Annotated in this window: 21 protein-coding genes; 7 read left to right on the forward strand and 14 right to left on the reverse strand. The window is 64.6% G+C overall.

The annotated features are described in order from the left end of the window. Positions 1-1867 (forward strand): glycoside hydrolase family 65 protein (locus G6035_RS14170; protein WP_176617750.1); only part of this gene is annotated, 1867 nt, incomplete at its 5' end. Positions 1868-1927: 60 nt separating this feature from the next. Here G6035_RS14170 and G6035_RS14175 read toward each other — a convergent pair. The 3 genes from G6035_RS14175 to G6035_RS14185 form a co-directional block, all read right to left on the reverse strand. Further along, positions 1928-2398 (reverse strand): pyridoxamine 5'-phosphate oxidase family protein, encoded by a 471-nt coding sequence (locus G6035_RS14175; RefSeq protein WP_176617751.1) that lies wholly within the window; start codon positions 2396-2398, stop codon positions 1928-1930. A gap of 159 nt (positions 2399-2557) precedes the next feature. Next, positions 2558-3223 (reverse strand): BON domain-containing protein, encoded by a 666-nt coding sequence (locus G6035_RS14180; protein WP_176617752.1) that lies wholly within the window; start codon positions 3221-3223, stop codon positions 2558-2560. Between the two features lie 67 nt (positions 3224-3290). After that, complete coding sequence (locus tag G6035_RS14185; RefSeq protein ID WP_176617753.1) at positions 3291-3758, reverse strand: Hsp20/alpha crystallin family protein; 468 nt, start codon at positions 3756-3758, stop codon at positions 3291-3293. Positions 3759-3926: 168 nt separating this feature from the next. Between G6035_RS14185 and G6035_RS14190 the strand changes: the two genes are divergently transcribed. Next, positions 3927-6722: a cation-transporting P-type ATPase gene (locus G6035_RS14190; RefSeq protein WP_218063237.1), complete on the forward strand. Its 2796-nt coding sequence runs from the start codon at positions 3927-3929 to the stop codon at positions 6720-6722. 38 nt (positions 6723-6760) lie between these two features. After that, positions 6761-7009: an SHOCT domain-containing protein gene (locus tag G6035_RS14195; protein WP_176617755.1), complete on the forward strand. Its 249-nt coding sequence runs from the start codon at positions 6761-6763 to the stop codon at positions 7007-7009. Between the two features lie 101 nt (positions 7010-7110). On the opposite strand, the gene G6035_RS14200 is transcribed toward G6035_RS14195, so the two are convergent. From G6035_RS14200 to G6035_RS14225, 6 genes are read right to left on the reverse strand one after another with little or no spacing between them, the layout of a single operon-like run. Further along, on the reverse strand, positions 7111-7836 hold the full coding sequence (locus G6035_RS14200; protein ID WP_176617756.1) for a VIT family protein: 726 nt from the start codon (positions 7834-7836) through the stop codon (positions 7111-7113). Beyond that, positions 7823-8776 (reverse strand): hypothetical protein, encoded by a 954-nt coding sequence (locus tag G6035_RS14205; protein ID WP_256127999.1) that lies wholly within the window; start codon positions 8774-8776, stop codon positions 7823-7825. Before G6035_RS14205 ends, G6035_RS14200 begins: the two co-directional genes overlap by 14 nt. Beyond that, positions 8773-9480, reverse strand: coding sequence for a cytochrome b N-terminal domain-containing protein (locus G6035_RS20650; protein WP_176617757.1), 708 nt, complete (start codon positions 9478-9480; stop codon positions 8773-8775). The genes G6035_RS14205 and G6035_RS20650 overlap by 4 nt, the downstream gene beginning before the upstream one ends. Then, positions 9477-9644, reverse strand: coding sequence for a hypothetical protein (locus G6035_RS14215; protein ID WP_176617758.1), 168 nt, complete (start codon positions 9642-9644; stop codon positions 9477-9479). Before G6035_RS14215 ends, G6035_RS20650 begins: the two co-directional genes overlap by 4 nt. Next, positions 9637-10104 (reverse strand): universal stress protein, encoded by a 468-nt coding sequence (locus G6035_RS14220; protein WP_176617759.1) that lies wholly within the window; start codon positions 10102-10104, stop codon positions 9637-9639. The genes G6035_RS14215 and G6035_RS14220 overlap by 8 nt, the downstream gene beginning before the upstream one ends. After that, positions 10097-12550 (reverse strand): phosphoketolase, encoded by a 2454-nt coding sequence (locus tag G6035_RS14225; RefSeq protein WP_371131024.1) that lies wholly within the window; start codon positions 12548-12550, stop codon positions 10097-10099. Before G6035_RS14225 ends, G6035_RS14220 begins: the two co-directional genes overlap by 8 nt. A 253-nt stretch (positions 12551-12803) precedes the next feature. On the opposite strand from G6035_RS14225, the gene G6035_RS14230 reads away from it, so the two are divergent. The 4 genes from G6035_RS14230 (at position 12804) to G6035_RS14245 (ending at position 18429) form a co-directional block, all read left to right on the forward strand. Beyond that, positions 12804-13319 carry a universal stress protein gene (locus tag G6035_RS14230; RefSeq protein ID WP_176617761.1) on the forward strand — a complete coding sequence of 172 codons (516 nt, stop codon included), beginning with the start codon at positions 12804-12806 and terminating at the stop codon, positions 13317-13319. Next, on the forward strand, positions 13297-15948 hold the full coding sequence (gene mgtA, locus G6035_RS14235) for a magnesium-translocating P-type ATPase (RefSeq protein WP_176617762.1): 2652 nt from the start codon (positions 13297-13299) through the stop codon (positions 15946-15948). Before G6035_RS14230 ends, mgtA begins: the two co-directional genes overlap by 23 nt. A gap of 179 nt (positions 15949-16127) precedes the next feature. After that, entirely contained in the window at positions 16128-17513 is a 1386-nt protein-coding gene (locus tag G6035_RS14240; RefSeq protein WP_176617763.1) for an MBL fold metallo-hydrolase RNA specificity domain-containing protein, read from the forward strand. Positions 17514-17562: 49 nt separating this feature from the next. Continuing rightward, entirely contained in the window at positions 17563-18429 is an 867-nt protein-coding gene (locus G6035_RS14245; RefSeq protein ID WP_176617764.1) for a universal stress protein, read from the forward strand. On the opposite strand, the gene G6035_RS20190 is transcribed toward G6035_RS14245, so the two are convergent. From G6035_RS20190 to G6035_RS14265, 5 genes are all read right to left on the reverse strand, one after another. Further along, a complete protein-coding gene (locus G6035_RS20190; RefSeq protein ID WP_256128001.1) occupies positions 18426-19532 on the reverse strand; it encodes an HAD-IC family P-type ATPase in 1107 nt (368 codons plus the stop codon). The two genes, G6035_RS14245 and G6035_RS20190, sit on opposite strands and share 4 nt — an antisense overlap. After that, positions 19529-20320, reverse strand: a complete 792-nt coding sequence (locus G6035_RS20195; RefSeq protein ID WP_371131020.1) for a hypothetical protein — start codon at positions 20318-20320, stop codon at positions 19529-19531. The genes G6035_RS20190 and G6035_RS20195 overlap by 4 nt, the downstream gene beginning before the upstream one ends. A gap of 90 nt (positions 20321-20410) precedes the next feature. Next, complete coding sequence (locus G6035_RS14255; RefSeq protein WP_176617765.1) at positions 20411-20866, reverse strand: universal stress protein; 456 nt, start codon at positions 20864-20866, stop codon at positions 20411-20413. 7 nt (positions 20867-20873) lie between these two features. After that, complete coding sequence (locus G6035_RS14260; RefSeq protein WP_176617766.1) at positions 20874-21515, reverse strand: NADPH-dependent F420 reductase; 642 nt, start codon at positions 21513-21515, stop codon at positions 20874-20876. Positions 21516-21526: 11 nt separating this feature from the next. Further along, entirely contained in the window at positions 21527-22597 is a 1071-nt protein-coding gene (locus G6035_RS14265; RefSeq protein ID WP_176617767.1) for a zinc-dependent alcohol dehydrogenase family protein, read from the reverse strand. Positions 22598-22626 lie beyond the last annotated feature (29 nt).

Here is a 22626-nt window from a genome sequence, read left to right on the forward strand (position 1 = left end):
GGACGATGAAAGCGTGTTGTGGCAGTCGCGGACCAGCCAGTCCGGCATCAGCATTGCACTGGCCCTGCGCACCAGCGTCTACGACGCCCAGGGGGAGCAGATGGCCTGCACCCGCCGGCCACTGCCTGAGGCTGGCCGGGCAGGCAGTATGGTGTCGTTCTGCCTGGCGCCAGGCTTTCCGGTCACCATCGAACGAACGGCCGCGGCGTCCACCTCTCGCGACCGGGCCGTATCGACGGCAGCGCTCTCCGCCAGCAGCCGCGTTCGCCGGGCGCCACGTGCAGAGGCGCTCCTCTCGGCCCATCTGCGCGCTTGGGACAGGTTGTGGAAACGGTTCGGGGTCGAACTGGGAGCTGGACGCCAGCAGTGCAAGGCCCTGAACCTCAACACCTTCCACGTCCTGCAATCCATTGCCATGGCCGACCCGGACCTTGACGCTGGCGCCCCGGCGCGCGGTTTGCACGGTGAAGGGTACCGTGGCCACATATTTTGGGACGAACTCTTCATTTATCCGATGCTGACCCTGCGTCGGCCCGAGCTCACCCGGTGCCTTCTGCTGTACAGGTACCGCCGCCTCGACGAGGCCCGTGCTGCAGCTCTGGCGGCGGGTTTCACCGGGGCCATGTATCCCTGGCAGAGTGGAAGCGATGGCCGGGAGGAGACCCCCACGGCGCTCTTTAACGTGCGCGACCAACAGTGGATGCCGGACAACTCCCATCTTCAGCGCCACGTTGGCCTGGCCGTGGCCTACAATGTGTGGCAATACTTCCAGGCCAGCGGCGACATGACGTTCCTGGCCCGCTATGGTGCGGAAATCCTGGTTGAGGTGTCCAGGTTCTTCGCCGGCCTGGCCACGCTCGATCCGGCAGGGGACCGATACGACATCACGGCGGTCATGGGGCCCGACGAGTTCCACGATGGTTATCCGGGCCATCCGGGTGAAGGGCTGCGTAACAACGCCTACACGAACGTGCTGACAGCCTGGGTGTTGGCGAAGACAGGAGAAGCGGTTGGGCTCGTCGCTGAGCAGGACGGCGGTGCTTTGAATCGGCGGCTGAACCTGGGGCCAAGGGAACTCGGCGAATGGGACACAATCAGCCGGCGGCTGCGGGTGCCATTCCATGCAGACGGCGTCATCAGTCAATTCGAGGGGTACGAGGATCTGGAGGAATTCGATTGGGACCGGTACCGGGCCCTGTATGGTGACATTGCCCGCCTGGACCTTATCCTGCAGGCGGAAGGCGATTCGACCAACTGCTACAAGCTGTCCAAACAGGCCGACGTGCTCATGCTGTTCTATCTGCTGTCCGCAGAGGAACTTAGCGGCGTGTTCGAGCGGCTTGGCTATCCGATGCCCCCGGACTTGGTGCCACGGACAATTCGATACTTCCTGGCCCGGACCAGCCACGGCTCAACCTTGAGCAGGCTCGCGCACAGTTGGGTGCTCGCCCGCGGCGACCGTGAGCAGTCGTGGGAGCTATTCACCCAGGCGTTGGAATGCGATGTCCAGGACACGCAGGGTGGCACAACACGCGAAGGCGTCCATCTCGGGGCAATGGCCGGAACCTCGGATATGGTGCTGCGGTGTTATGGCGGTGTGGAAACCCGCGACGACACGCTCCGGCTGCACCCGTTGCTGCCGCATGAGGTTTCACACGTGAACTTCCAACTTTCGTACCGTGGCCAGGCCATATCCGTCAGCCTCACCCCGGATGCCATTTCAGTGCTCCTGGCATCCGGCCACGCCGCGCCCATCCGTCTCAGCGTTGAGGAAGTGGCGCAGACGCTGGGCCCGGGTGACAGCCTGCACGTGTCACTGGAAACACAAGAGTGCACTGTTGTGCGCCACCAGGCTGTGCCCAACTAAAGGACAGCCGGGCAGCTCATAGCCAAGCGGCGCCCCCTACCGGAGCCACCCGTACCGGGACTATTCGAGTCCTGCCCGGATGGCTTCGTCCAAGGGTACATGCCAGGTCATGGACGCGTCGAGGGTGAATCGCCTGCCAGTCACAGTTTCAGGAACGATCCGCACCAGGCGGTCCTTTCCGACGCCCTGCCACGGAAAAAGCCCTTGTGCGGTGCTGTTGAGAGCAGTGCCTGAGTCCTTCGAAACTTCTGCCCGGCCCTTGACCACCACGCTCCACGCCAGGCCAAACTCTGCGCTCACGGCGTCCGCCTCGACCGCCACGAGGGCGTCCGCCGAGATGGCGTCGAGCTTGGTGCCGCCACCGGTTCGGAAAAGGAGGGTCTGTTCATCGATCCGGTAATTGACAGGGAAGACGTCAGGGCGGCCCTCAACCGTCACAGCGAGTCGGCCAACGGAAGTTTCGGAAAGGAGCTTCCAGCATTGCTCGGTGGTGAGGATACTTGCTTTGGGTGCCACGGCGTTGTCTCTCATGAGGTAAATCCTACGGTGCCGCCGGGAGCGGGAACAGGGACCAAAGGCCTGAACAGCATGGAAACAGGCCTGCCGGGTCTTCCCGCGGCGACAACGCCGAGCGGCCCCAACCGTGAGGTTGGGGCCTCCCATGCCGCGGATTCCTTGGCAGGCTGGGTGTCATTCGGATCCGACAGTGATGTTGTTGCGGACGGCCCGGACGCCTGGCGAGGACCAGGCGACCAGGCCGGCCTGCTTCTTTTCGAGCCAGGTTGGCAGATGCCCGCTGAGCGTCACTTGATCGTCATCGACGTCGATGTGCACCTCCTTGGCGGCCAGGGCCGCGTTGCGTGCCAAGGCGTCCTTGATCTTCTCTGCCAAGGCCTCGCGGGAGGGACGGACCGGCAGCGTGATGTGGTTCTCAACATAGCCCACGCCCGCGATCGCCCCCACGGCACGGACAGCCGCGTCCCGCTGAAAATTCCACGGCACGGAACCGGTGAGGGTGACGGTGTGGTTGCGCACGCTGGCCTTGACGGATCCGGCGGGTATGACGGCGCTGGACTCCAACACGTGCGAGATCGATTGGGCGATGTCGCTGTCCGTGAGTGCAGCACCTGCATAGTGGACGGTGAGTTCATCGGCTACGGCACTGACGCGCTTGACCCGCTGTGCCGCACGCCGGGCAGCCATCCTTTCAGGAAAGCTGCTGACGGTTCCAGTCAAGGTGACAGCGTGGTTCTCAACGCTGACGCCAATTCGGGCCGCTTGCACGTCCGGTGTCCATTGGAGTTCCGATTCAACTTCGCGCTGGATCTTGCGATCTGTTGCCGTGTCTTGCTTCATGTCTCGCTCATTTCAGTCTGGGGGTTAGCGCCGACGGTAGTGGTGCCTGCCGTGTAACTGGCGGTGGCTAGGCACGGGTGATGGCCACTTTTGCCGGGGCAGCCGGGACTGCCTTGGCCGGAAGCGGTGTGCGGACCTCCAGGATGCCGTCCTTGTAGGAGGCCTTGATGTCGGTGTCGCTGACGCCGTCCGGGAGCGCGATCCTCCGCTGCAGGGATCCGTAGTGGAACTCCGTGCGGTAGCTGCCGTCCGTGCGCTTCTCGGTCTTCTGCTCACGCGTGGCGCTGATGTTCAAGACTCCGTCGGCGATGGACACGTCGACATCCTTGTCGGGATCAACCCCGGGCAGTTCGGCGCGGACCACCAGCATGTTGTCTTCGATGGCTTCCTCGACGCGCATGGCGGTGTTCTCTGTGCCCCCGTCGAAAAGGCGCTGGAACGAATCCAAGACGCTAAACGGCGACCTCGTGAACAGATCGAACGGGGCGGCCCATCGGGCGGCGTCAAAGGGGGTCCAACTCAGCAATTCAGTCATGGTGCTTCCTCCTGTCAGTTGAAAGGTTGCGGCCGCGCAAGTGCAAGCCGTACTTCCAGTAGACGCCCGCCCGGGAGACGTGAATAGAGCCCAAAGCCCCTTTGCCCGTCCTGCCGCCGCTGGCACGATGAAGTGGAGATCAGTCACTACCCACCATGGATGGAGCCAATGGCTACTGACAGTTCCGACGGGGTCCTCGCCGTGCCCGGTGGGGACGCAGGGGACCCTGTCCTGAATCCACAGGAGCCCCTCGAACGGCTGTTGCGTGACCTTCGGGGGCGCCGCGAGGGGCTCTCAGCACGCGAAAGCGAGCGGCGCCTGCTGGTCCATGGACGCAATGAACTGGTCAGGCGCGGAGACAAGCATTGGTCAAGGGAGCTTGGAAAGCAGTTCGTGCATCCGCTTGCCCTCCTGCTGTCGATGGCCGCCGTTCTCTCGTTGGTGACCGGGACGATCCCGCTTTCCATTGCCATCGTCGCCGTGATTGTCCTCAACGCCTTGTTTGCTTTCTTTCAGGAACGCCACGCCGAGCGCGCCGTGGAGGCTTTGAGCGCCTACCTGCCGGCCCAGGCCAGGGTGCTGCGGGAGGGTGAGGAAGTTCTTGTCGACGCCGCACTGCTTGTGCCGGGCGACGTGATGATTGTCCGCGAGGGTGACCGGGTCTCCGCGGACGGACGGCTTCTGAACGGCTCACTGGAAATGGATGTCTCAACGCTCACCGGCGAGTCGCTCCCGGTATTCCGCACTGTCGACATCGGCATCGGCAGTGTCAGGCCAGGACCGCTACTGCAGGCGCCCGACGTTGTGTTCAGCGGCAGCTCGTGCACCGGCGGGGAGGCCGCGGCGGTGGTCTTTGCCACCGGGATGCAGTCGGAGATGGGCCGGATTGCGGCCCTCACCCAGCGGGCCGGGCATGACCTGAGCCCCCTGGAGAAGCAGGTGGGACGGGTGGCCCAGCTGATCGCCGTCGTCGCCGTCTCCATGGGACTCGCCTTCATCCCCGCCGGCATGCTCCTGACCGGCTTGTCGCTGGGGGACACCCTGAACTTTGCCATCGGGCTGCTGGTTGCCAACGTGCCCGAAGGGCTGCTGCCGACCATTACGCTTGCCCTGGCCGTTCGCGTCAGGCTTCTGGCGCGGCGCGGGACCCTTGTCAAGCGGATCTCGGCCGTGGAGACGCTGGGTTCCACGAGCGTGATCTGCACGGACAAGACAGGCACGCTGACCATGAACCGCATGAGGGTCCTCAACTACTGGATGCCGACTGGGACGGGCGGGCATCGCGCGGATGAGCTGCCGCCGCCCCACGACGTGTGGGTGGCTCGTTTCACCGCCGCCTGCGTCGCCTGCAACAACGCCCGTCTTGGACTCACGCCAGAAGCAGCCGAGGCTGGGGACCCAACCGAACTGGCGCTCCTGCACTTGGCCGCCGGCATGGGCGTGACAGCTGGCAGCCTCCACGCCGAGCGGCTGGCGCAATTCCACTTCGATCCAACGCTAAGGCGCATGTCCACCGTGGACAGGATTGGCCCCACCATCGCCGTCCACGCCAAGGGCGCGCCGGAGGACCTGCTCCCGCTGTGCACGCGCATTGCCGCCGCGGATGGCGACCGGGACCTCACGGAAGGGGACCGCGTGTCGATCGGGGCGGCCGTCGACCGGTGGGCGGCCGAGGGCCTGCGGGTCCTGGCCTTGGCGGACAGGCCGACGCCGGACGCGCTCCCAGGGCTCCCGCGCGGGGCGGTGGAACGCGAGCTGACCTTCCTGGGGCTTGTCGCCATGTTTGACCCCCCGCGGCCGCAGGTTCCCACGGCCGTTGCACGTTGCCATTCGGCCGGCATCCGGTTGATCATCATCACGGGCGACAACGGGCTGACGGCGGCCGGCATCGCCCGGCGGGTGGGCATTGGCGGGGACGGGCTGCAAACCGTCACCGGCGACGAGCTGGACAGGATGAGCGAAGCGGGCCTTGACAAGTTGCTGGAAGCTGGCGGTGAGCTTATTTTTGCCCGCAGTTCCCCGGAAGCCAAGCTCCGCATCACTGATGCCCTGCAGGACTTGGGACACGTTGTGGCCATGACCGGTGACGGCGTCAACGATGCACCTGCCCTGCGCCGGGCAGACATTGGCGTGGCGATGGGAAAGTCCGGGACCGATGTGGCCCGGGAGGCGGCAACCATGGTCCTCACGGATGACGACTTCGCCTCCATTGTCAGCGCTGTGGAGGCGGGGCGCCGGGTGTATGACAACGTGCGCAAGTTCATCGTCTACATATTTGCCCATGCCACGCCCGAAGTCGTTCCGTTCCTCATCTACGCGGCATCCGGTGGCCAGGTGCCGCTACCCCTGACCGTGATGCAGATCCTGGCCATAGACCTCTTTACCGAAACCCTGCCGGCGCTCGCGCTTGGGAGGGAGGCTGCCGAACCAGGCCTGATGCAGCGCCAGCCCCGCCCACGGACGGAGAACGTGATCAGCGCCTTGATGTTGGCCCGTGCCTGGGGTGTGCTCGGCGGCATGTCCGCACTCCTTGTTTCCGGGGCCTTCCTGGTCACGTTGCTGGCTGGCGGCTGGGTTCCGGGCAGGGACGTGTCAACGGGGCAGATGCACGTGCTCTGGCAGCAGGCCACCACGATGACCTTCCTCGGGATCGTAGCCTGCCAGGTGGGAACGGCCATGGCGGCCCGCACCCAGACCGTCTCGCTGCTCAGGATCGGGGTGACCACCAACCGCATTCTTCTCGGGGGCATCGTGTTTGAACTCGTGTTCAGCGCCGCCGTGGTGGGCATCGCGCCTTTGCAGCTGGTATTTGGCACTGCGGTTCCGGAACCGTGGCAGTTGCTGTTGCTCTTGCCGTTCCCGTTCCTTGTGTGGGGCGCCGATGAAGTGTTCAAGTCCTTCCGTCGCAAGCGGGCACACGCTGCCACGCCGGCTTCGCCAGGGACCTTGTCCCCTGTCACGTGAAGGCGGACGGCCGTAGCCTGATTTAAGGAGGAATGATCATGATGTATCAATGGGACGGGGCCGGCTGGGGGATCGGCCCATGGTTGGTCATGGCGGCGGTGATGCTCGTTGTCGGGGGTGCGGTGGCGGTAGCCATGGTGGTGCTGGCCAGGGGTTCATACTCCGGTCGGGGCGGGCTGACGCCGCACCACGACGCCGAGCGCATACTCACAGAACGTTTCGCCCGCGGGGAAATTGACGAGCAGGAGTTCCTTGCCCGGCGCGCGGCGCTCAGGAGCCCGGACTGATCACCTAGATTGGTCTGCCGGGACTGGGTCATCAATGCCTAAGCCATCCATCTCCGGACTGTTGACCCGCCCGTTCCCCAATCCTTTGTTGGCGATGGTGGCTACAGGACCCCGCTCGCACCGAGGACCGTGCCGATGCCGTAGGTTGCGGCGAGTGCCAGGCCACCGCCGATGACGAGACGGGTGGCCGAGGTGCTCTTGGAGCTGCCCCCGATGCCGGCGCTCAGCGTTCCAGTCAGTGCAAGGGCAACCAGGACGGCGAGGAATGTCACCGGGATTCGGAAGGCGCCGGGTGGGAGCAGGATGGCCAGCAGTGGCAGGATGGCACCAGCGGTGAAGGCGGCCGCCGAGGCGTAGGCGGCTTGCCATGGGTTGGCCGGCTCGTCTTGGTCTATGTTCAATTCGGTGGACAGGTGGGCGGCCAGGGCGTCATGTTCGGTAAGTTCCTCGGCCACGCGCTGGGCCGTTTCAAGACTGAGACCCTTGGACATGTAGAGTCCAGCGAGCTCGGCCAGTTCTGCTTCCGGGGCATCGGCCAACTCGCGCCGCTCAATTTCCACGAGGGCCCGCTGGCTGTCGCGTTGGCTGCTGACCGATACGTATTCGCCCAAGGCCATGGAGATTGCACCACCCACCACGGCGGCGATGCCGGCCACCATAATGGGCGTGGGCGAGTTGGTCACGCCCGCAACGCCCACGACGGTGGCGGCGACCGAGACGATGCCGTCGTTTGCGCCCAGAACCCCGGCCCGCAGCCAGTTTAAGCGTCCGGCGATGTTGTAGGCATGAGGTTCGCCGCTGTGCGCGCCCGGACTACCGGTTGGCATAGTAGTCCTTCCAGATCACCCGGTGGACGGGAATCTTTCGGGGGAGGGAGCGCAGCCCGGGGATGAAGGGCAGCAGCAAAAGCAGGAGCGAGAGCACCAGCATTGTTGCGACTACGAGGATGTCTGCATTGGGTGATGACTTGTAGGGTTCCACTTGGTACAAGAGCGAGAACAGCCAGAGCCAGGATTGGCCCGGTGTGTTGCCTGTTTCGTTCATGACGCCCCATTTGTCTCCTGTCAGGTGTGCCGCCGCGGCCAGGTTGGGAAAGTAGTTGCCGTCCCCAAGAAACAGGATGGTGGGCGTGTAGTCGAGGTTGTAGGGCTGCCCGCTGTTTTGCAAGGCGCCGTCCAAGTTGCCGGCGGTGGCCATGCCGAGCAGGGCCCCCGTCAGGGCCGGAACGGGTCCGTAGTTGCCGCTGGGGACCCGGGCAGGATCGCCGTCGGGCGCGGCCGCGAGTGCTGCACTGTAGTCGGCTGTCCACTTCGCTTGCTGGGCGGCCGTGGCGGCAGTCCATGTTGCCAGCGCAGGCGGCGGGGTCGGCAGCGTCTTGAGCGGGTTGATGACGAAGTCCTGGGCCGTGTCGATGGGGAGTCGAACGCCGGACAGTTCCTGCGGGTTGAAGAACCCCAGGTGCTGCGATGCGTCCGCCGTCGAATTGTAAGGTGGCCCGTATCCCGCGGTTCCGCTGGTGCCGCCAAGTTCAGAGGCGGCCGTGGCGACAAAGTCCGACGGCGCCGCCGCTGCCCAAGATTTCAGCGTCACCCCGGGCTCGTCCGGTGAACTGAATATTGCCGAGAGGCCGACCACGAGCAGCCCGACGACAATGACTCCGATCGTCAGTTCCTTAAACAGGTCGTAGTCGCGGACGCGTCCCCGCCACGGCCTGCCCGCGATGTTGTCGCCTTTCCGCCACGACATTGGTGAGGGGGACTTGTTCATGGCTGATCAGCCTCGTTTTCGGGTGCGCTACCGCTGGGATACTTAAGTTGCGCATCAGTTTCTGCAGCATCCAGTGGTGGGACCACCCCGTGGGCGCGGACCAGCACGACATGCAGGGCGACAACGGCGCCGACGGCCAGTGGCAGCAGCATGATGTGCCACATAAAGACCTGCCCGAGATTGGCCACGTTAAACCACGCCCCAACGCCCACGGCATTCAGTGCGTCCTTGGCCTCGAAAGCGATCCACTGGGAGTCAAAGTTGGTCTGCAACAAGTAACCGGTGAACGCTGTCACGATGGAAACGAGAAATGCCACCATGCCGGTGATCCAAGTCAGCACGCGGCCTCCGCGCCATGCGGCCATCCAGAATTTGAGCCACAGGTGGACCACCATGAACATGAAGAACAGTTCCACGCTCCACAGGTGGGCGCTGTTGAGGAAATGCCCCAGCCCAGAGACGTGGTACCACTGCGGTCCATTGAGGCTCAGCACCACCCCCGAGCCAATGATGAATATCAATGCTGCTACGGCGCCCATGCCGAAGACATAGGCCCATGAGGCGACGTAGCTTGGCTGGTCCTCAGGCAGCAGCTTCTCGGGTGGGAGCTGTTTCAGCAGCCAGCGGCGGGATTTGCCCGTCCACGTGTAGAGGCCTGTTTCGAGGTCCGGGGTTTCCGGCGCCGGGCCGGTGTGCCGGTTCACTTTCGGCTCCTTCCCCCGGGAAAGGGCAATAGCAGTGCGAGGACAAACAATGCCAGCATGGCGATGATGATGACCAGGTTCCCCGACTGGATTGTCACCTCGCCCCAACCAAAATACGTACCAGGCGTAATTGCGCGTCCGGCCTGCCTCAGCAGCTCATGCATGGTGGTTTCCTCTCTTGCCTGCGCCGTTTCCATCGTGGACTACCAGCACCGGGCAGTGGGCGTGCGCGATGCAGGCCGAGCTGACGGATCCCATGAGAAGTCCCCGGAATCCGCCGAAGCCGCGCCGGCCCAGGACGAGCATCATGGCGTGGCGGCTTTCCTCGATCAGCGTCTCGCGCGTGGGCCCTCGGACCAGCCGTGTTGTCAGGTTCTCCGGCCAATCGACCCCGAAGGCTTGTTCTACGGCCTGATCAAGCACCTTTTGGGCACTCTTTTCGTAGTCGACAAAGCCCACACCGTAGGGATCTTCGTAAATCGTGGGGACGGCCCAGCAGGTCAGTGCCTGGACTTGAGCCCCCATGCGTATGGCGAACCGTTCGGCCTGGCGCAGCGCCTCGATCGAGGACGCTGATCCGTCAACGCCGACCATCATGATCGGTGGTTCCCTGCGTTCATTCATTTTCATCATTACCTTCGACATTTCGGTTGATGCCGGCGCCACCCGTGGGGGGAGGCGTCCATGTCCAGTCGCGGATCTCGGGGAGGTCTTCAAAATGTTCGTGCACGTAGGCTTCGTGTCTTGTTAGCATTTCCCCGCAGTGGGCCCGCAGCCGGTCCACCCCGGGGATGAAGCGGTTGATGCGGTTCAAGGCCTCAAGCACCAGGTGGTAGCGGCTCATCCTGTTCAGCACCACCATGTCAAACGGGGTTGTCGTGGTTCCTTGTTCGTTGTATCCCCGGACGTGGAACCGGCCTGGACTTTTCCTGCCGTGCAGGAGTTGATGGAACGCCCGGGCGTATCCGTGCCAGGCCACGACCACGTCACGTTCCGCGGTGAAAAGCGCGTCAAATGCGTCGTCGGACAGGCCGTGCGGATGGACGTCCCGCGGCGGCAGCACCAGCAGGTCCATGACGTTGACCACCCTGACACGCAACTTCGGCACGTGGCGTTGGAGCAGCCAGGCGGCCGCCAGTGTTTCCTCGGTGGGAACGTCGCCGACACAGGCCAAGACAATGTCCGGCTCGGCTGCTCCAGCGTTCCCGGCCCAGGACCAGACGGAGGCACCGGCAGCGGCATGTGCCCGGGCGTCGTCGAGGTTCAGGTACTGCGGGTGGACCTGCTTGTCCACGACGATCAGGTTCACATGGTCCTTGCTCGAGAGAACGCGGGCCGCGGTGGCGAGCAAGGTGTTGGAGTCCGGTGGCAGGTAGACGCGGACCACGGAACCGGAAAGCGACAGCACGGTGTCAATCAGGCCCGGACCTTGATGGCTGAAGCCGTTATGGTCGTTGCGCCAACAGGTGGAGGTCAGGAGGATGTTCAGGCTTGGAACGGGCCTGCGCCACGGCAGTTCCCGGGCATGCTGGAGCCACTTGACATGCTGGACGGTCATCGACGCACTCACCATGGCAAAAGCCTCATAGCTGGCAAAGAACCCATGCCGCCCCGTCAGCAGGTACCCCTCCAGCCATCCCTGGCATAGGTGCTCGGAAAGGACCTCCATGACCCGACCGTGCGGGGAAACGTGGTCATCCCCTTCCCGGGACGGTTCCATGAGGCATCTATCGGTGGCTTCGAAAACAGCGCCGAGCCGGTTGCTGTTGGTCTCATCGGGGCAGAAGAGCCGGAATCGGGGGTCTCGGGCGGTATCCGTGTAGATGTCCCTGAACATTTCGCCCAGCGGCCTGGTGGTTTCGTGCTTGACGGCCCCCGGAGCGGGCACGTCAAGAGCGTAAAGATCGAGGGGACGCAGCGGCAGCGGGGCGCTGCCGCTGATGCCGTTCGCCGCGGGGTTGGCGCCCATGCGCAGCTTTCCCTGCGGGACGAGGGCAGCCAGTTCTGGGACCAGCCGCCCGGCGTCGTCAAACAGGGTTTCCGGTTTGTAGGAGAGCAGCCAGGACTCCAGCTGGGCCAAGTGGGCGGGATTCTCCCGCACACCGGTTAGCGGCACCTGGTGGGCGCGGAAGGTGCCTTCCACCTGCATGCCATCCACTTCACGTGGGCCGGTCCACCCCTTGGGCGTGCGCAGGATGATCGCCGGCCAGCGTGCCGGGCCGCTCACGCCATGCCGACGCGCTTGTTTTTGTATTGCGAGAATCCCGGCATGGGCGTCCTCGAGGGCCTTGGCCAGTTGCGGGTGGACCACGGCGGGGTCGCTGCCGGAAACAACGACGGGGTCCCAGCCGTGTGCCCGGAGCAGGTCCAGGACCTGCCCGTCGGACTGTCGGCCGAGCACGGTGGGTCCGGAAATCTTCCAGCCGTTGAGGTGCAGGATGGGCAGCACGGCCCCGTCCCGGCTGGGATTCAGGAATGCCGGCGCCTTCCACGAAGCTTCCAGGGGCCCGGTTTCAGCTTCGCCGTCGCCCACGACGCAGGCCGCGATGAGCCCGGGGTTGTCCAGTACCGCTCCTGCGGCGTGCATGAGCGAGTATCCCAGTTCCCCTCCTTCGTGGATGGAACCGGGGGTGGGCGGGCCGACGTGGCTGGGTATGCCCCCGGGGGTTGAGAATTGGCGGATGAGGCGGCGGAGCCCGTCGGCGTCCCGGCCGATCTGCGGGTACGTTTCGGAGTAGCTCCCCTCGAGGTAGAGGTTTGCCACCACTGCAGGTCCGCCGTGGCCAGGGCCGGCCACGAACAACAATTGGGCGCCCGTCTTGTTGATCAGCCGGTTGAGGTGCGCGTAGATCAACGACAGCCCCGGGCTGGTTCCCCAATGTCCAAGCAGCCGCGGCTTGATGTCGGCAACGCCCAGCCTGTGACGGAGCAGTGCGTTTTCCTGTAGGTATATTTGCACCACCGTCAAGTAGTTGGCCGCATCCCAGTACCGGCCCAAGAGGGCCCACTCCTCGTGCAAACCGGCGGACGTGGCTGCGTTTGGAGCATGCTGCGTGAAGGGCTGGCGAATGCTGTTCAAGGTACACCCCCTTCGGGCAAAGTGGACTTGTGGCAATGTGTTCGATCGTTCCGGTTGGTGCCAGCCTTCCACCGCTTCCGAGTCGGCGTTAGGGTCCTTGTACCCTGTGCAGCCTGGCGGGGCTGCAGGCAGCATGGGAATGGCAGCAAGGACAGCTGGACCACAGCCCCCAAGTCCGGGGCCGGTTCCACAGGTGCCGGTGGGAGTGGGGCCGGCTGCGGATGGGCACAGAACGAAGGAAGTCATGGACGATTCAACGCAAGGCATCGGCCTGCCGATTGTAGTGGGAGTGGACGGCTCGCCGCAGTCACTGCTGGCATTGAAGTGGGCAAAAAAGCTGGCCGTCCCACTGGGTGCCGGTATCAAGGCCGTCACGACGTGGCATCTGGAAGTGACGTACGGCCCCTACACGGCTTCCGACTGGGACGCCGAAGCCGTGGCACACCAGGTGCTGGCCCAGGCGCTGCTTGACGCCTTCGGGGACGGACCACCGGACGGCCTGACTGCCGAATGCCACCGCGGCCAGCCGGCGCAGGTGTTGATGGAACAGGGGAAGTCTGCGCAGTTGCTCATCCTTGGCTCACGCGGCCATGGCGGATTCGCGGGCCTGCTGCTGGGATCTGTCAGTTCGGCCTGTGTCGCCCACGCCAAGTGCCCCGTCCTTGTGGTCCATGCGTCGGACGACCCCGATGCGGCACAGGGAGCCGCCATCCAGCGATCGGAGCGGCGGGATGTCGATGAGCCGGCTGGAGGCGTCTAAGCCATCCGCGACAAGGGTTCGGGCGCTCACAGCGGCAGATGCTTCACGGCAGGAGCCCGGGCAGGCCCTTTTTGCATTGGGCTCCACCAGCCACGGGCTTTCCACTGCCGAGGCGCACCGGCGGCTGGCCGAATCCGGCCCCAATGCCCTGCGCACACACGGGGCCAGCCCTTGGCCGGTGCTGTGGCGCCAGCTCAAAAGCCCCATCCTGATCCTGCTGATTGTCACCGCCGGCGTTTCCCTGTTTCTGGGGGATGCGACGAATTCGACAGTCATCGGCGTCATTTTGGTGGCCAGCGTTGGCCTGGGATTCAGCAATGAATTCCGGGCCGAGCGGGCCGCCGAGGCATTGCACTCCCGCGTCACGCACACCGTTGTGGTCCTCAGGGACGGCAAGGAATGCCAGATCGGCGTAGTGGATTTGGTGCCCGGCGACGTTGTCCGGCTGACACTGGGTGCTGTCATCCCCGCCGACATCCGGCTGCTGGCCAGTGAGGGCCTGTTGTGTGATGAAAGCATCCTCACGGGGGAGTCGCTTCCGGTGGAAAAGGCACCCGCCGCCGTCTCAGGGGATGCGGCCATCGGGGACCTAACGAGCTGCATCTTTATGGGGACGGTCGTCCAGGCCGGGAGCTGCACCGGCGTGGTCGTCAGCACGGGCGGCCGGGCGGAATTTGGCCGGATCGCCATGGGACTCGGCGAGCGCCAGCCCCAAACTGAATTCCAGCTGGGCCTGAAGCGCTTCTCGTACCTGCTGTTGCAGGTTGCAGTGGTCCTGACCACGCTGATCTTCATTGCAAACCTGCCGCTTGGACGGCCCCTGTTCGATTCGCTGTTGTTTTCCCTGGCCATCGCCGTCGGCATCACGCCGCAGCTCCTCCCCGCCGTGGTCAGCACCTGTCTGGCTGCCGGCACCAGGGTGCTGGCGGCCAGACGGGCGCTCGTTAAGCGCCTCGTCTGCATCGAGGACCTGGGAGACATGGATGTGCTCGTCACGGACAAGACCGGCACGCTGACCGAAGGGCATATCAGCTTCACCTCCGCACTGCCCGTCCGTTCGGACCTCACGGCGGCAGCCCTTTTTATGCTGGGGCTCGTGGCCACGGAGGCCGACTACTCCCACGGTGCCGTCTCCGCCATTGGCCAGAATCCCCTGGACGCGGCGTTGTGGGAGGCTCCGGCAGCCCGCGGCTTTGATCCGACCGCCTACTGCAGGTACGGCATCATTCCGTTTGACCACCAGCGCCGCCGGACCAGTACGTTGGTGGGTGATGCGGCCGGCAACCGGACAATGGTCACCAAGGGCTCGCCGGAGGATGTCCTGCTCTTGTGTGAAGACATTCCGCCGGCAACCCAGGCCCTGCTCGAGCGCCTGTACGACGCCGGTTCCCGCGTGGTTGCTGTAGCCTCCAGGCCTGCCACGGGACTGGCTGCGATCGAACCGGCGGATGAGCGCGGACTGGCCTTGGCCGGCTTCCTCGTTTTCCTGGACCGGCCCAAGGCGAATGCGAAGGACTCCCTGGTCGGGCTCGCCAGGCTGGGCATCACCGTCAAGATTGCCACTGGCGACAATGGCCGGGTCGCCGAAAAGGTATGCCGGGACTTGGGACTGAGCACCGGAAGAACGTTGACCGGCGTCCAGATTGACGCCCTGGAGGATGCGGAACTTACTGGTGTGTTGCGGGAGGCAGGAATCTTTGCCCGTGTTTCGCCGGAACAGAAGGCCCGCGTCATCGGCCTTTTACGCGGGCAGGGCCGTTCAGTCGCTTTTTTGGGCGACGGCGTGAACGACGCCCTGGCCCTGCACCATGCCGACGTCGGCATCTCCGTTGACAGCGCCACCGACGTCGCGAAGGATGCCGCGGACATCGTCCTGATGGACAAGGACCTCGGCGTCCTGGCCGAGGGCGTCCGGGAGGGCAGGAGGATCTTTGCCAACACCATCAAATATGTCCTCATGGGAACCTCCAGCAATTTCGGCAATATGTTCAGTGCCGCTGCAGCATCGGTGGTCCTGAATTTCCTGCCCATGCTGCCGGGCCAGATCCTGCTCAACAACCTGCTCTACGACAGCGGGCAGCTGGCCATCCCCGGAGACCGGGTGGACAAGGAACAACTGCTTGCCCCGTCGCACTGGAACATTGCCTTCATCAGGCGCTTCATGCTTGTCTTCGGTCCGATCAGCTCGTTGTTCGACTTTGCCACCTTTGCCCTCATGTTGATGGTTTTTCACGCGATGCCGGGTGAGTTTCGCACGGGCTGGTTCATCGAATCCATAGCGACACAGACGCTGATCATCTTTGCCATCCGGACCCGGAGGGTGCCGTTCCTGCGCAGCCGCCCCTCTGCGGGGCTGCTCTGGGCGTCACTGGGGGTTGTCGCCGCTGGAGTCGTGCTGCCGTTGTCGCCGCTTGGAAGGGTTCTGGGCTTCGACCCGGTGCCCGTTGTCTTCTTCGTTGCGCTGCTGGCAACGGTTGTCATATATCTCGTCCTGGTGGAGGGGACAAAGACATGGTTCTTTTCCCGCCCCGTGCCACTGCCTGCCACGGCACGCCATCGCGGCCATATGCACCGCATCCAACGCCGTGCGGCCAGGTTCAGCGTTGCGCATTCACTTGCGCGCCGCTGACGTGGAGCCAGGGACCGGGGATCCGGTTCAGTTCGCTGAATGAATCAGGCGGGACGTTGTCCTCTATCGAAACCTTCACCCGGCTGTTGTAGTTGAGTTGAAACGACCGCCACGCGGCCTTTTGGCTGGCAGGGGCGGCCAGGACCCATGTGCGCCCATTGCCGGCAGAAAGGAAAACCATGACAGAGGACCAGTTTCCAACCCTTCGGTTTCTTGGCGCGGCAGGAACCGTTACGGGTTCCAAATACCTCCTGGACACGGGCCATCGCCGAGTCCTGGTCGACTGCGGCTTGTTTCAGGGCTACAAGGCGTTGCGTGAGCGCAACCGGACCCCGCTTCCTGTGCGCGCAAGCTCCATCGACGCTGTCATCATCACCCACGCCCATCTTGACCACACCGGATACCTGCCAGCCCTGGTCCGGGACGGGTACGGCGGCCCGATCCATGCCACGGACGGAACGGCACAGCTGAGCGGACTTATTTTGCCGGACAGCGGCCACCTGCTTGAAGAGGAAGCCCAGTTTGCAGCCCGGCGCGGATCCTCCATGCATCATCCGCCCAAGCCGCTCTATACGGCGGCCGATGCGGTCAAGGCGCTGAAGAGCTTCCAGGTGCATGATTTCGATGCGCCGTTCGAACCGGCGGAAGGAGTTGAAGCCACCTTGGTTCCCGCCGGCCATATTCTTGGGGCAGCCCAGGTGCACCTGCAGCTCGACGGGGCCGCCATCCACTTCACAGGGGACCTTGGGCGTGCCGACGACCCACTTATGAATCCTCCCCGTGCGCTGGAGTCTGTTGACGTATTGGTGACCGAGTCAACCTACGGCAACCGGACGCACGCCCACACGGACCCCACCGAGGAGCTGGGGCAACTGGTAGGCAGGGTGGCCAAGCGCGGAGGAGTGGTGCTCATCGCGGCCTTTGCCGTGGGGCGCGCCGAGACAATCCTGCTGGCGCTGTCCCGTCTGCTGGCCCGCGGCAAGATCCCGTCCCTGCCGATCTTCCTCAACAGCCCAATGGCCATTGACGCCTCCAACATTTACCAACAGCACCGTGACGAGCACCATCTGAACCAGCGGGACTTTTCGGCCATGTACCAGCTCGCCACCATGACCCGGACAGCAGATGAATCCAAGCTTCTTAACCTTCGCGGCGGACCGATGATCATTATCTCCGCCAGTGGAATGTTGACTGGCGGTAGGATCCTCCACCACATCAGTGCCTACGGCAGTGACCCCAGGAACGCAATTGTCCTGGCCGGCTACCAGGCTGCGGGAACGCGTGGCGCGGCCCTGGCCCGGGGCGGGACGACCTTGAGAATCTACGGCGATGACGTGCCGATCAGGGCGGAGGTCGCTGCGATGGACGGCTTCTCGGCCCACGCCGATTCGGATGCGCTGGTGCACTGGATGCGATCCGCACCCAAGGCACCGCGGATGACCTACATCACCCACGGGGAACCCGACTCGGCCGATGCCCTCAGGCTCCGCATCAAACACGACTTGGGCTGGCCCGCCCGCGTCCCGGAACACCTGGAAACGGTCAGCCTGCAGCATCCACGGTAGATTCACACCAAGGAGCACAAATCCGGCCCCACACAGCACAGGAGTGCACATGTCCAACACCATCGTCGTCGGCAGCGACGGGTCACCCGCGTCCAAGGCCGCAGCGGACTGGGCTGCCCGGCGAGCGCACCGGTACTGCAGCGACATGCGCCTTGTCTTCACCGTACCTGACGCCACGGACCCGGGCTTGGCATCCCGGTCCAGGGCCGGTTTCGAAGCGGCTGCCCACACCCTTGATGAGGAACGGGCCCGGTTGGCGGCACTGTTTCCAGGATTGACGATCCATACGACCATCAAACACGGTGAACCCGTCGCGGTCCTGGGGGGACTTTCCCATGAGGCCGGCATGGTGGTGGTGGGCAGCGACAAGCCCGCCGACGCACATGGCGAGGGCTTCGGCGCCGTCGGCCCGCAACTAGTGATCCGCAGTGCCTGTACCGTGGCGATCATTCCCGTCCTCGAAACAGCCCGAACCGGCGTGGTCGTGGGGGTTGACGGCTCCCCGGAAGCGGACCTGGCACTCCAGGTGGCCTCGGGAGAGGCAGAGATGTCCGGGCAGGCACTGACCGTTGTACACGCCTTGACCCACACCGGACCGGGGACGCCGGGCAAGCCCCGGGACGGGCAGGTAATGCCTGGCGCATTGGAGGCCGGAGAAGAGGTCCTCGCAGCCGCCGTGGCTGCCATCGCGGCCCGCCATCCACGGCTGGAGGTTCACCGCGTGCTTGACACACGGCACACCCCTGCCCAAGCCTTGGCCTCGGCCGCCGGGGGATCGGGATTGCTGGTTGTGGGCAGCCGGGGCCGCAAGAGCGTCAGGCACATGCGGCCCGGCGCCATCGGCTCGGTTGTCCTGGCCCGCATTGGCTGCCCCCTGCTCGTGACCACGGGCCCAGGCACGTCAGGAAATGCCTAGTCTGAAATCGTCCCGTCCGCACCCGTCCGGTCCTCGTGTACCTGCACCGTGGGGCGGGCTGGCAGTGGCGCTGCCGATGGCGTGGCGGCCGGACCTGCCGCGGTGGCCTTTTCCCTCGGTTTCAGTGACCGCAGCGCATTGAGAATGGTGGCGAGATCGACGAGTTCCTGGCTCAGCGCACCGGGCACGGCAGGTATGAGTCCAACGGCGGCCGCGGCCATCAAGCCTACGCTCAGCCCGATTCCGATCCAGATGCTTTGGACGGCAATGCCGATGGTTTTCTGGCCGATCCGTACGGACGTGGCAGCCTTGGCCAGGTCATCGACCATGATGACGACGTCGGCAGACTCGCTGGCCGCCGTGGATCCCTTTGCACCCATGGCCATGCCAACGTCGGCAGCGGCCAGCACGGGTGCGTCGTTGATGCCGTCCCCGACCATCATGACCGGGCGTGGCGACAGCATCCGGACTACGGCGACTTTTTCCTCGGGCCGGCAGCCGGCTCGCACCTCCGCAATCCCTGCCAGGTCGGCGACATGCCCCGCTGTCGACGGTGCATCGCCGGTCACCACCATCGTGCGTTGCACGCCCAAGCCCGCCAAGGAGGAGAGCGTTGCCTTGGCGTTTTCGCGCAGGGGATCCCTCATGATGAGGGCGCCGGCATAGGTGTGGTCAATCCCGACATAAACGGCGAACTGGCCGCCGGCAAGGTCTTCCTCGGCAATGGGCCCGCAGTCCACTTGGAGGAAGGAACGCTTTCCCACGGCAACGTGGTGCCCGTCCACCATTGCGCAGATGCCCTCGGTTGCATGTTCCACTGCTTCAGAGGGCCGTGAGAGGTCCAGGCCCCGGGCCAACGCCGCGCCGACCACCGAGGAGGCGAGGACGTGCGAGGAATGTAGTTCCGCCGAGGCGGCGAAGGCCAGCAGCTTTCCGAAAGTGAGCGCAGGTGCCAGCCCACGGGCCGGCCTGATTTCCTCCAGTGCCAGACGTCCGTGCGTCAGTGTTCCCGTCTTGTCGAAGACCGCGGTCCGGATCTGGGTGAGCTGTTCAAGGGTTCCGCCATCTTTGACAATGATCCCGTTTCTGGCTGCCCTGCTCATGCCGCCGAGAAATGCCACGGGGCGGCGATCAGCAGCGGGCAGGGGGTGGCCACGACGAGCACTTCCGCGAATCGCAGCGCCTGGCCGCTGATCAACCAGGCCACGCCGCCAAGGACCAGTCCCAGGACTGTGAAGGGGACCGCATAGCGGTCCGCGAGGCGGACCACAGGTGCCCCGCTGGCGGCTGCATCCCGGACCAGGGCCACAATTCGGCTGTATTGTGAGTGTTCTGCGGCCGCGGTGGCAGCAAGCCGCACGGCGGCCGCGCCATTGCCGGAACCGCTGAGAACGCTCCCGCCCCGGACCAACTCCACCGGCAGGCTTTCGCCCGTAATGGCGGACTCGTCGAAGGACCCGGCGGCGGAGAGCAGCCTTCCGTCGACCGGCACCACCTCGGCCGGGCGGAGCACCAGGACATCCCCCGGCACGATCTGGGTTGCAGCGACATCTTCCAGCTTCCCTCCGGGTTGCTCCCGGTGCGCTGTTTGTGGGACACGGTCCAGCAGCGCACTGAGCTCGCCCTTGGCCCGCGCCGTGGCATAGTCTTCCAGTGCCGAGCCTCCATAGAGCATCAGCACCACGATCAGGGCCGCAATGTATTCGCCGACTGCGACAGTACTGACAATGGCGGTGAGAGCCAGGATGTCAACTCCCCAGCGGCCGTGGACCATGTCACGGATCATGACCGCCCCGCGCTGAACGGCGGCGGCCCCGGCGAAAACGCTGCCCAGGACTTGGGCACGGCCCTGGTGGCCCAGAACCCATAACATCAGGACAACGCCGCCCACAAGGAGAGTGGCTGCGAACGTGGGGTGGCGGTGGATGAAGCCCCCTGATGCCGCGCGTGATCTGCCCCGCCGTTGGCTGTCGATGGCTGTCTACTCCGGCCCGTTGACGACGACCACGGGACAGTGGGCGTGGGCGACGCAGGCCGCGGACACTGATCCCAGCCGCAGTCCGAGGAACCCGCCGCGGCCACGCCGGCCCAGTATCAGAAAACGGGCGTTGGCGCTTTCTTCCACGAGGATCTGGCCTGGATGGCCGTACCTGATGCCAATGGACATCCCGGAAGGACGTTCCGGACCAAAGGCACGCTCTACGGCGTCGTCTACCAACCGGGTGGCTTCACGTTCGAGCAGGTCGGCCTCCGGAAAGCCGCCAACGGGAATTTGGGCCGCGAAGTAGATGTCCGAGCGGCTCCAGCAACTGATGGCCACCAGTGGCAGGTTTAGGGCTGCGGACAAGTCTGCTGCGGTTTGCAAGGTGCCAGTGGAGTAGTCAGAGCCGTCAATGCCAACGACAATGCGCTGTGAACGGTGCGTTGCGGGGTTCATGGCTGTCCTATGGGAGGATTTTCAGGGACGTGTCCCAGTTGAAGTTGTCCTGGTCAGGGCTGAGCTGCAGGCCCATCACAAGGAGCATGATGGCCTCGAGTTCACGTGCCCTGCGCAGCGGACCGACGTCGATGGGACGCAGTCCCGAGGCCGCCGCGACGGCACTGACCTTGACCTTGGCCTGTTCGGAGTCTCCGGAGATGAAGACGTCCAGGGGGAGTCCGGCTACGGATCCTGCCTCCAACGGCTTGGCCAGACAGGTGTTGAAGGCCTTGACAATGTGGGCGTCCGGACTGGCGTGCCGTGCGATTTCCTCGACCGCGGAAGTCCCGGCCGGGACCAGCAGGCGGTCGAAGGTGGACAGGTCAACGGGATTGCTGATGTCGACGATGACCTTTCCGGCCAATGCCTCGCCGTAGACAAGCACCGTGTTTTTGCCCTCCTCGAAGGGTACGGCAAGGAACACTATTCCTCCTTCGATGGCTGCGCCTTCGCCGCCGCCTTGCGCTCCGGCACCCAGAAATTCGACGAGCTCCCGGGTCTTTTGACCGTTGCGCCCCAGTATTTGCACTGAATGCCTGCCCGCAAGCATGCGGACCGCTATGGCCCGGGCCATGTGCCCGCTGCCGATGATGGTGACTTGTTCCATGGTGGCGCCTTTCAGGACTGGACGGGAACGCGTTCGATGATGACCTTCAGGGCCTTCGTTTCCGCGGCTCGGGCAAAGGTGTCGTAGGCCTCAAGCGCCTGGTCGAAGGTGAAGGTGTGGGTGGCGAACTTGGCCGCCGGGATTTTGTGCCGGGCCACGAGCTTGAGCAGCATCGGGGTGGTGTTGGTATTGACCAGGCCCATGCTGATGTTGATGTTCCTGATCCACAGTTCCTGGAGGGGAAGCGCGACGCCGGTGCCGTGGACGCCGACATTGGCAACGTGGCCGCCCGGGCGGACCAGGGCAAGGGCCATGGAAAAGGTTTCAGGCAGGCCTACGGCCTCAATGGCCACGTCCACCCCTGCACCATCAGTCATGGCGGTTACCTTTTCCTGCCACCCGGTGCTGCCGGAGTCGACGGCATCCGTAGCCCCAAACTCCATTGCCTGACGAAGCCTGTTGGCGTCGCGGTCAATCGCGACGATGGTTCCGGCACCGCACAATCCGGCCGTGGTGATGGCGGCCAACCCCACGGGGCCGGACCCGATGACGGCAACGACGTCCCCCGGGCTCACCTTGCCGGCGAGGACGCCGATCTCAAAGCCGGTGGGGAGAATGTCGGAGAGCATGACTGCTTCGACGTTGCTGACGCCCTCCGGGACTTTGTACAGGGAGTTGTCTGCATAGGGAACCCGGACATACTCTGCCTGCGTACCGTCGATGAGGTGACCGAAGACCCAGCCGATGCCTGCCTGGCCCTCTTCGCCCAGGCAGTGGGAATAGAGGCCCGAACGGCAGTTCGGGCAGTGGCCGCAGGACTTGATGCAGGAAATCAGCACCCGGTCGTCCACCACAAAATCGTGCACTCCCGGACCAGTTTCCACCACCGTGCCCACTCCTTCGTGGCCAAGGATTCGCCCCGGCTGCACGGCGGGGACATCGCCCTTGAGGATGTGAAGGTCGGTGCCGCAAATGGTGGTGGTGTCAACTTGGACTATGGCGTCGCCTGGGTTGAGGACCTCAGGACGGGGTGCCTCCGACCAGGACATGCTGCCGGGGCCATGGTAGATCAGCGCTTTCATGATGGGTCCATTCGTCGGGTGCCGGCTCG

It is taken from the genome of Arthrobacter sp. SDTb3-6, assembly GCF_013376095.1.
Classification (GTDB): domain Bacteria; phylum Actinomycetota; class Actinomycetes; order Actinomycetales; family Micrococcaceae; genus Specibacter.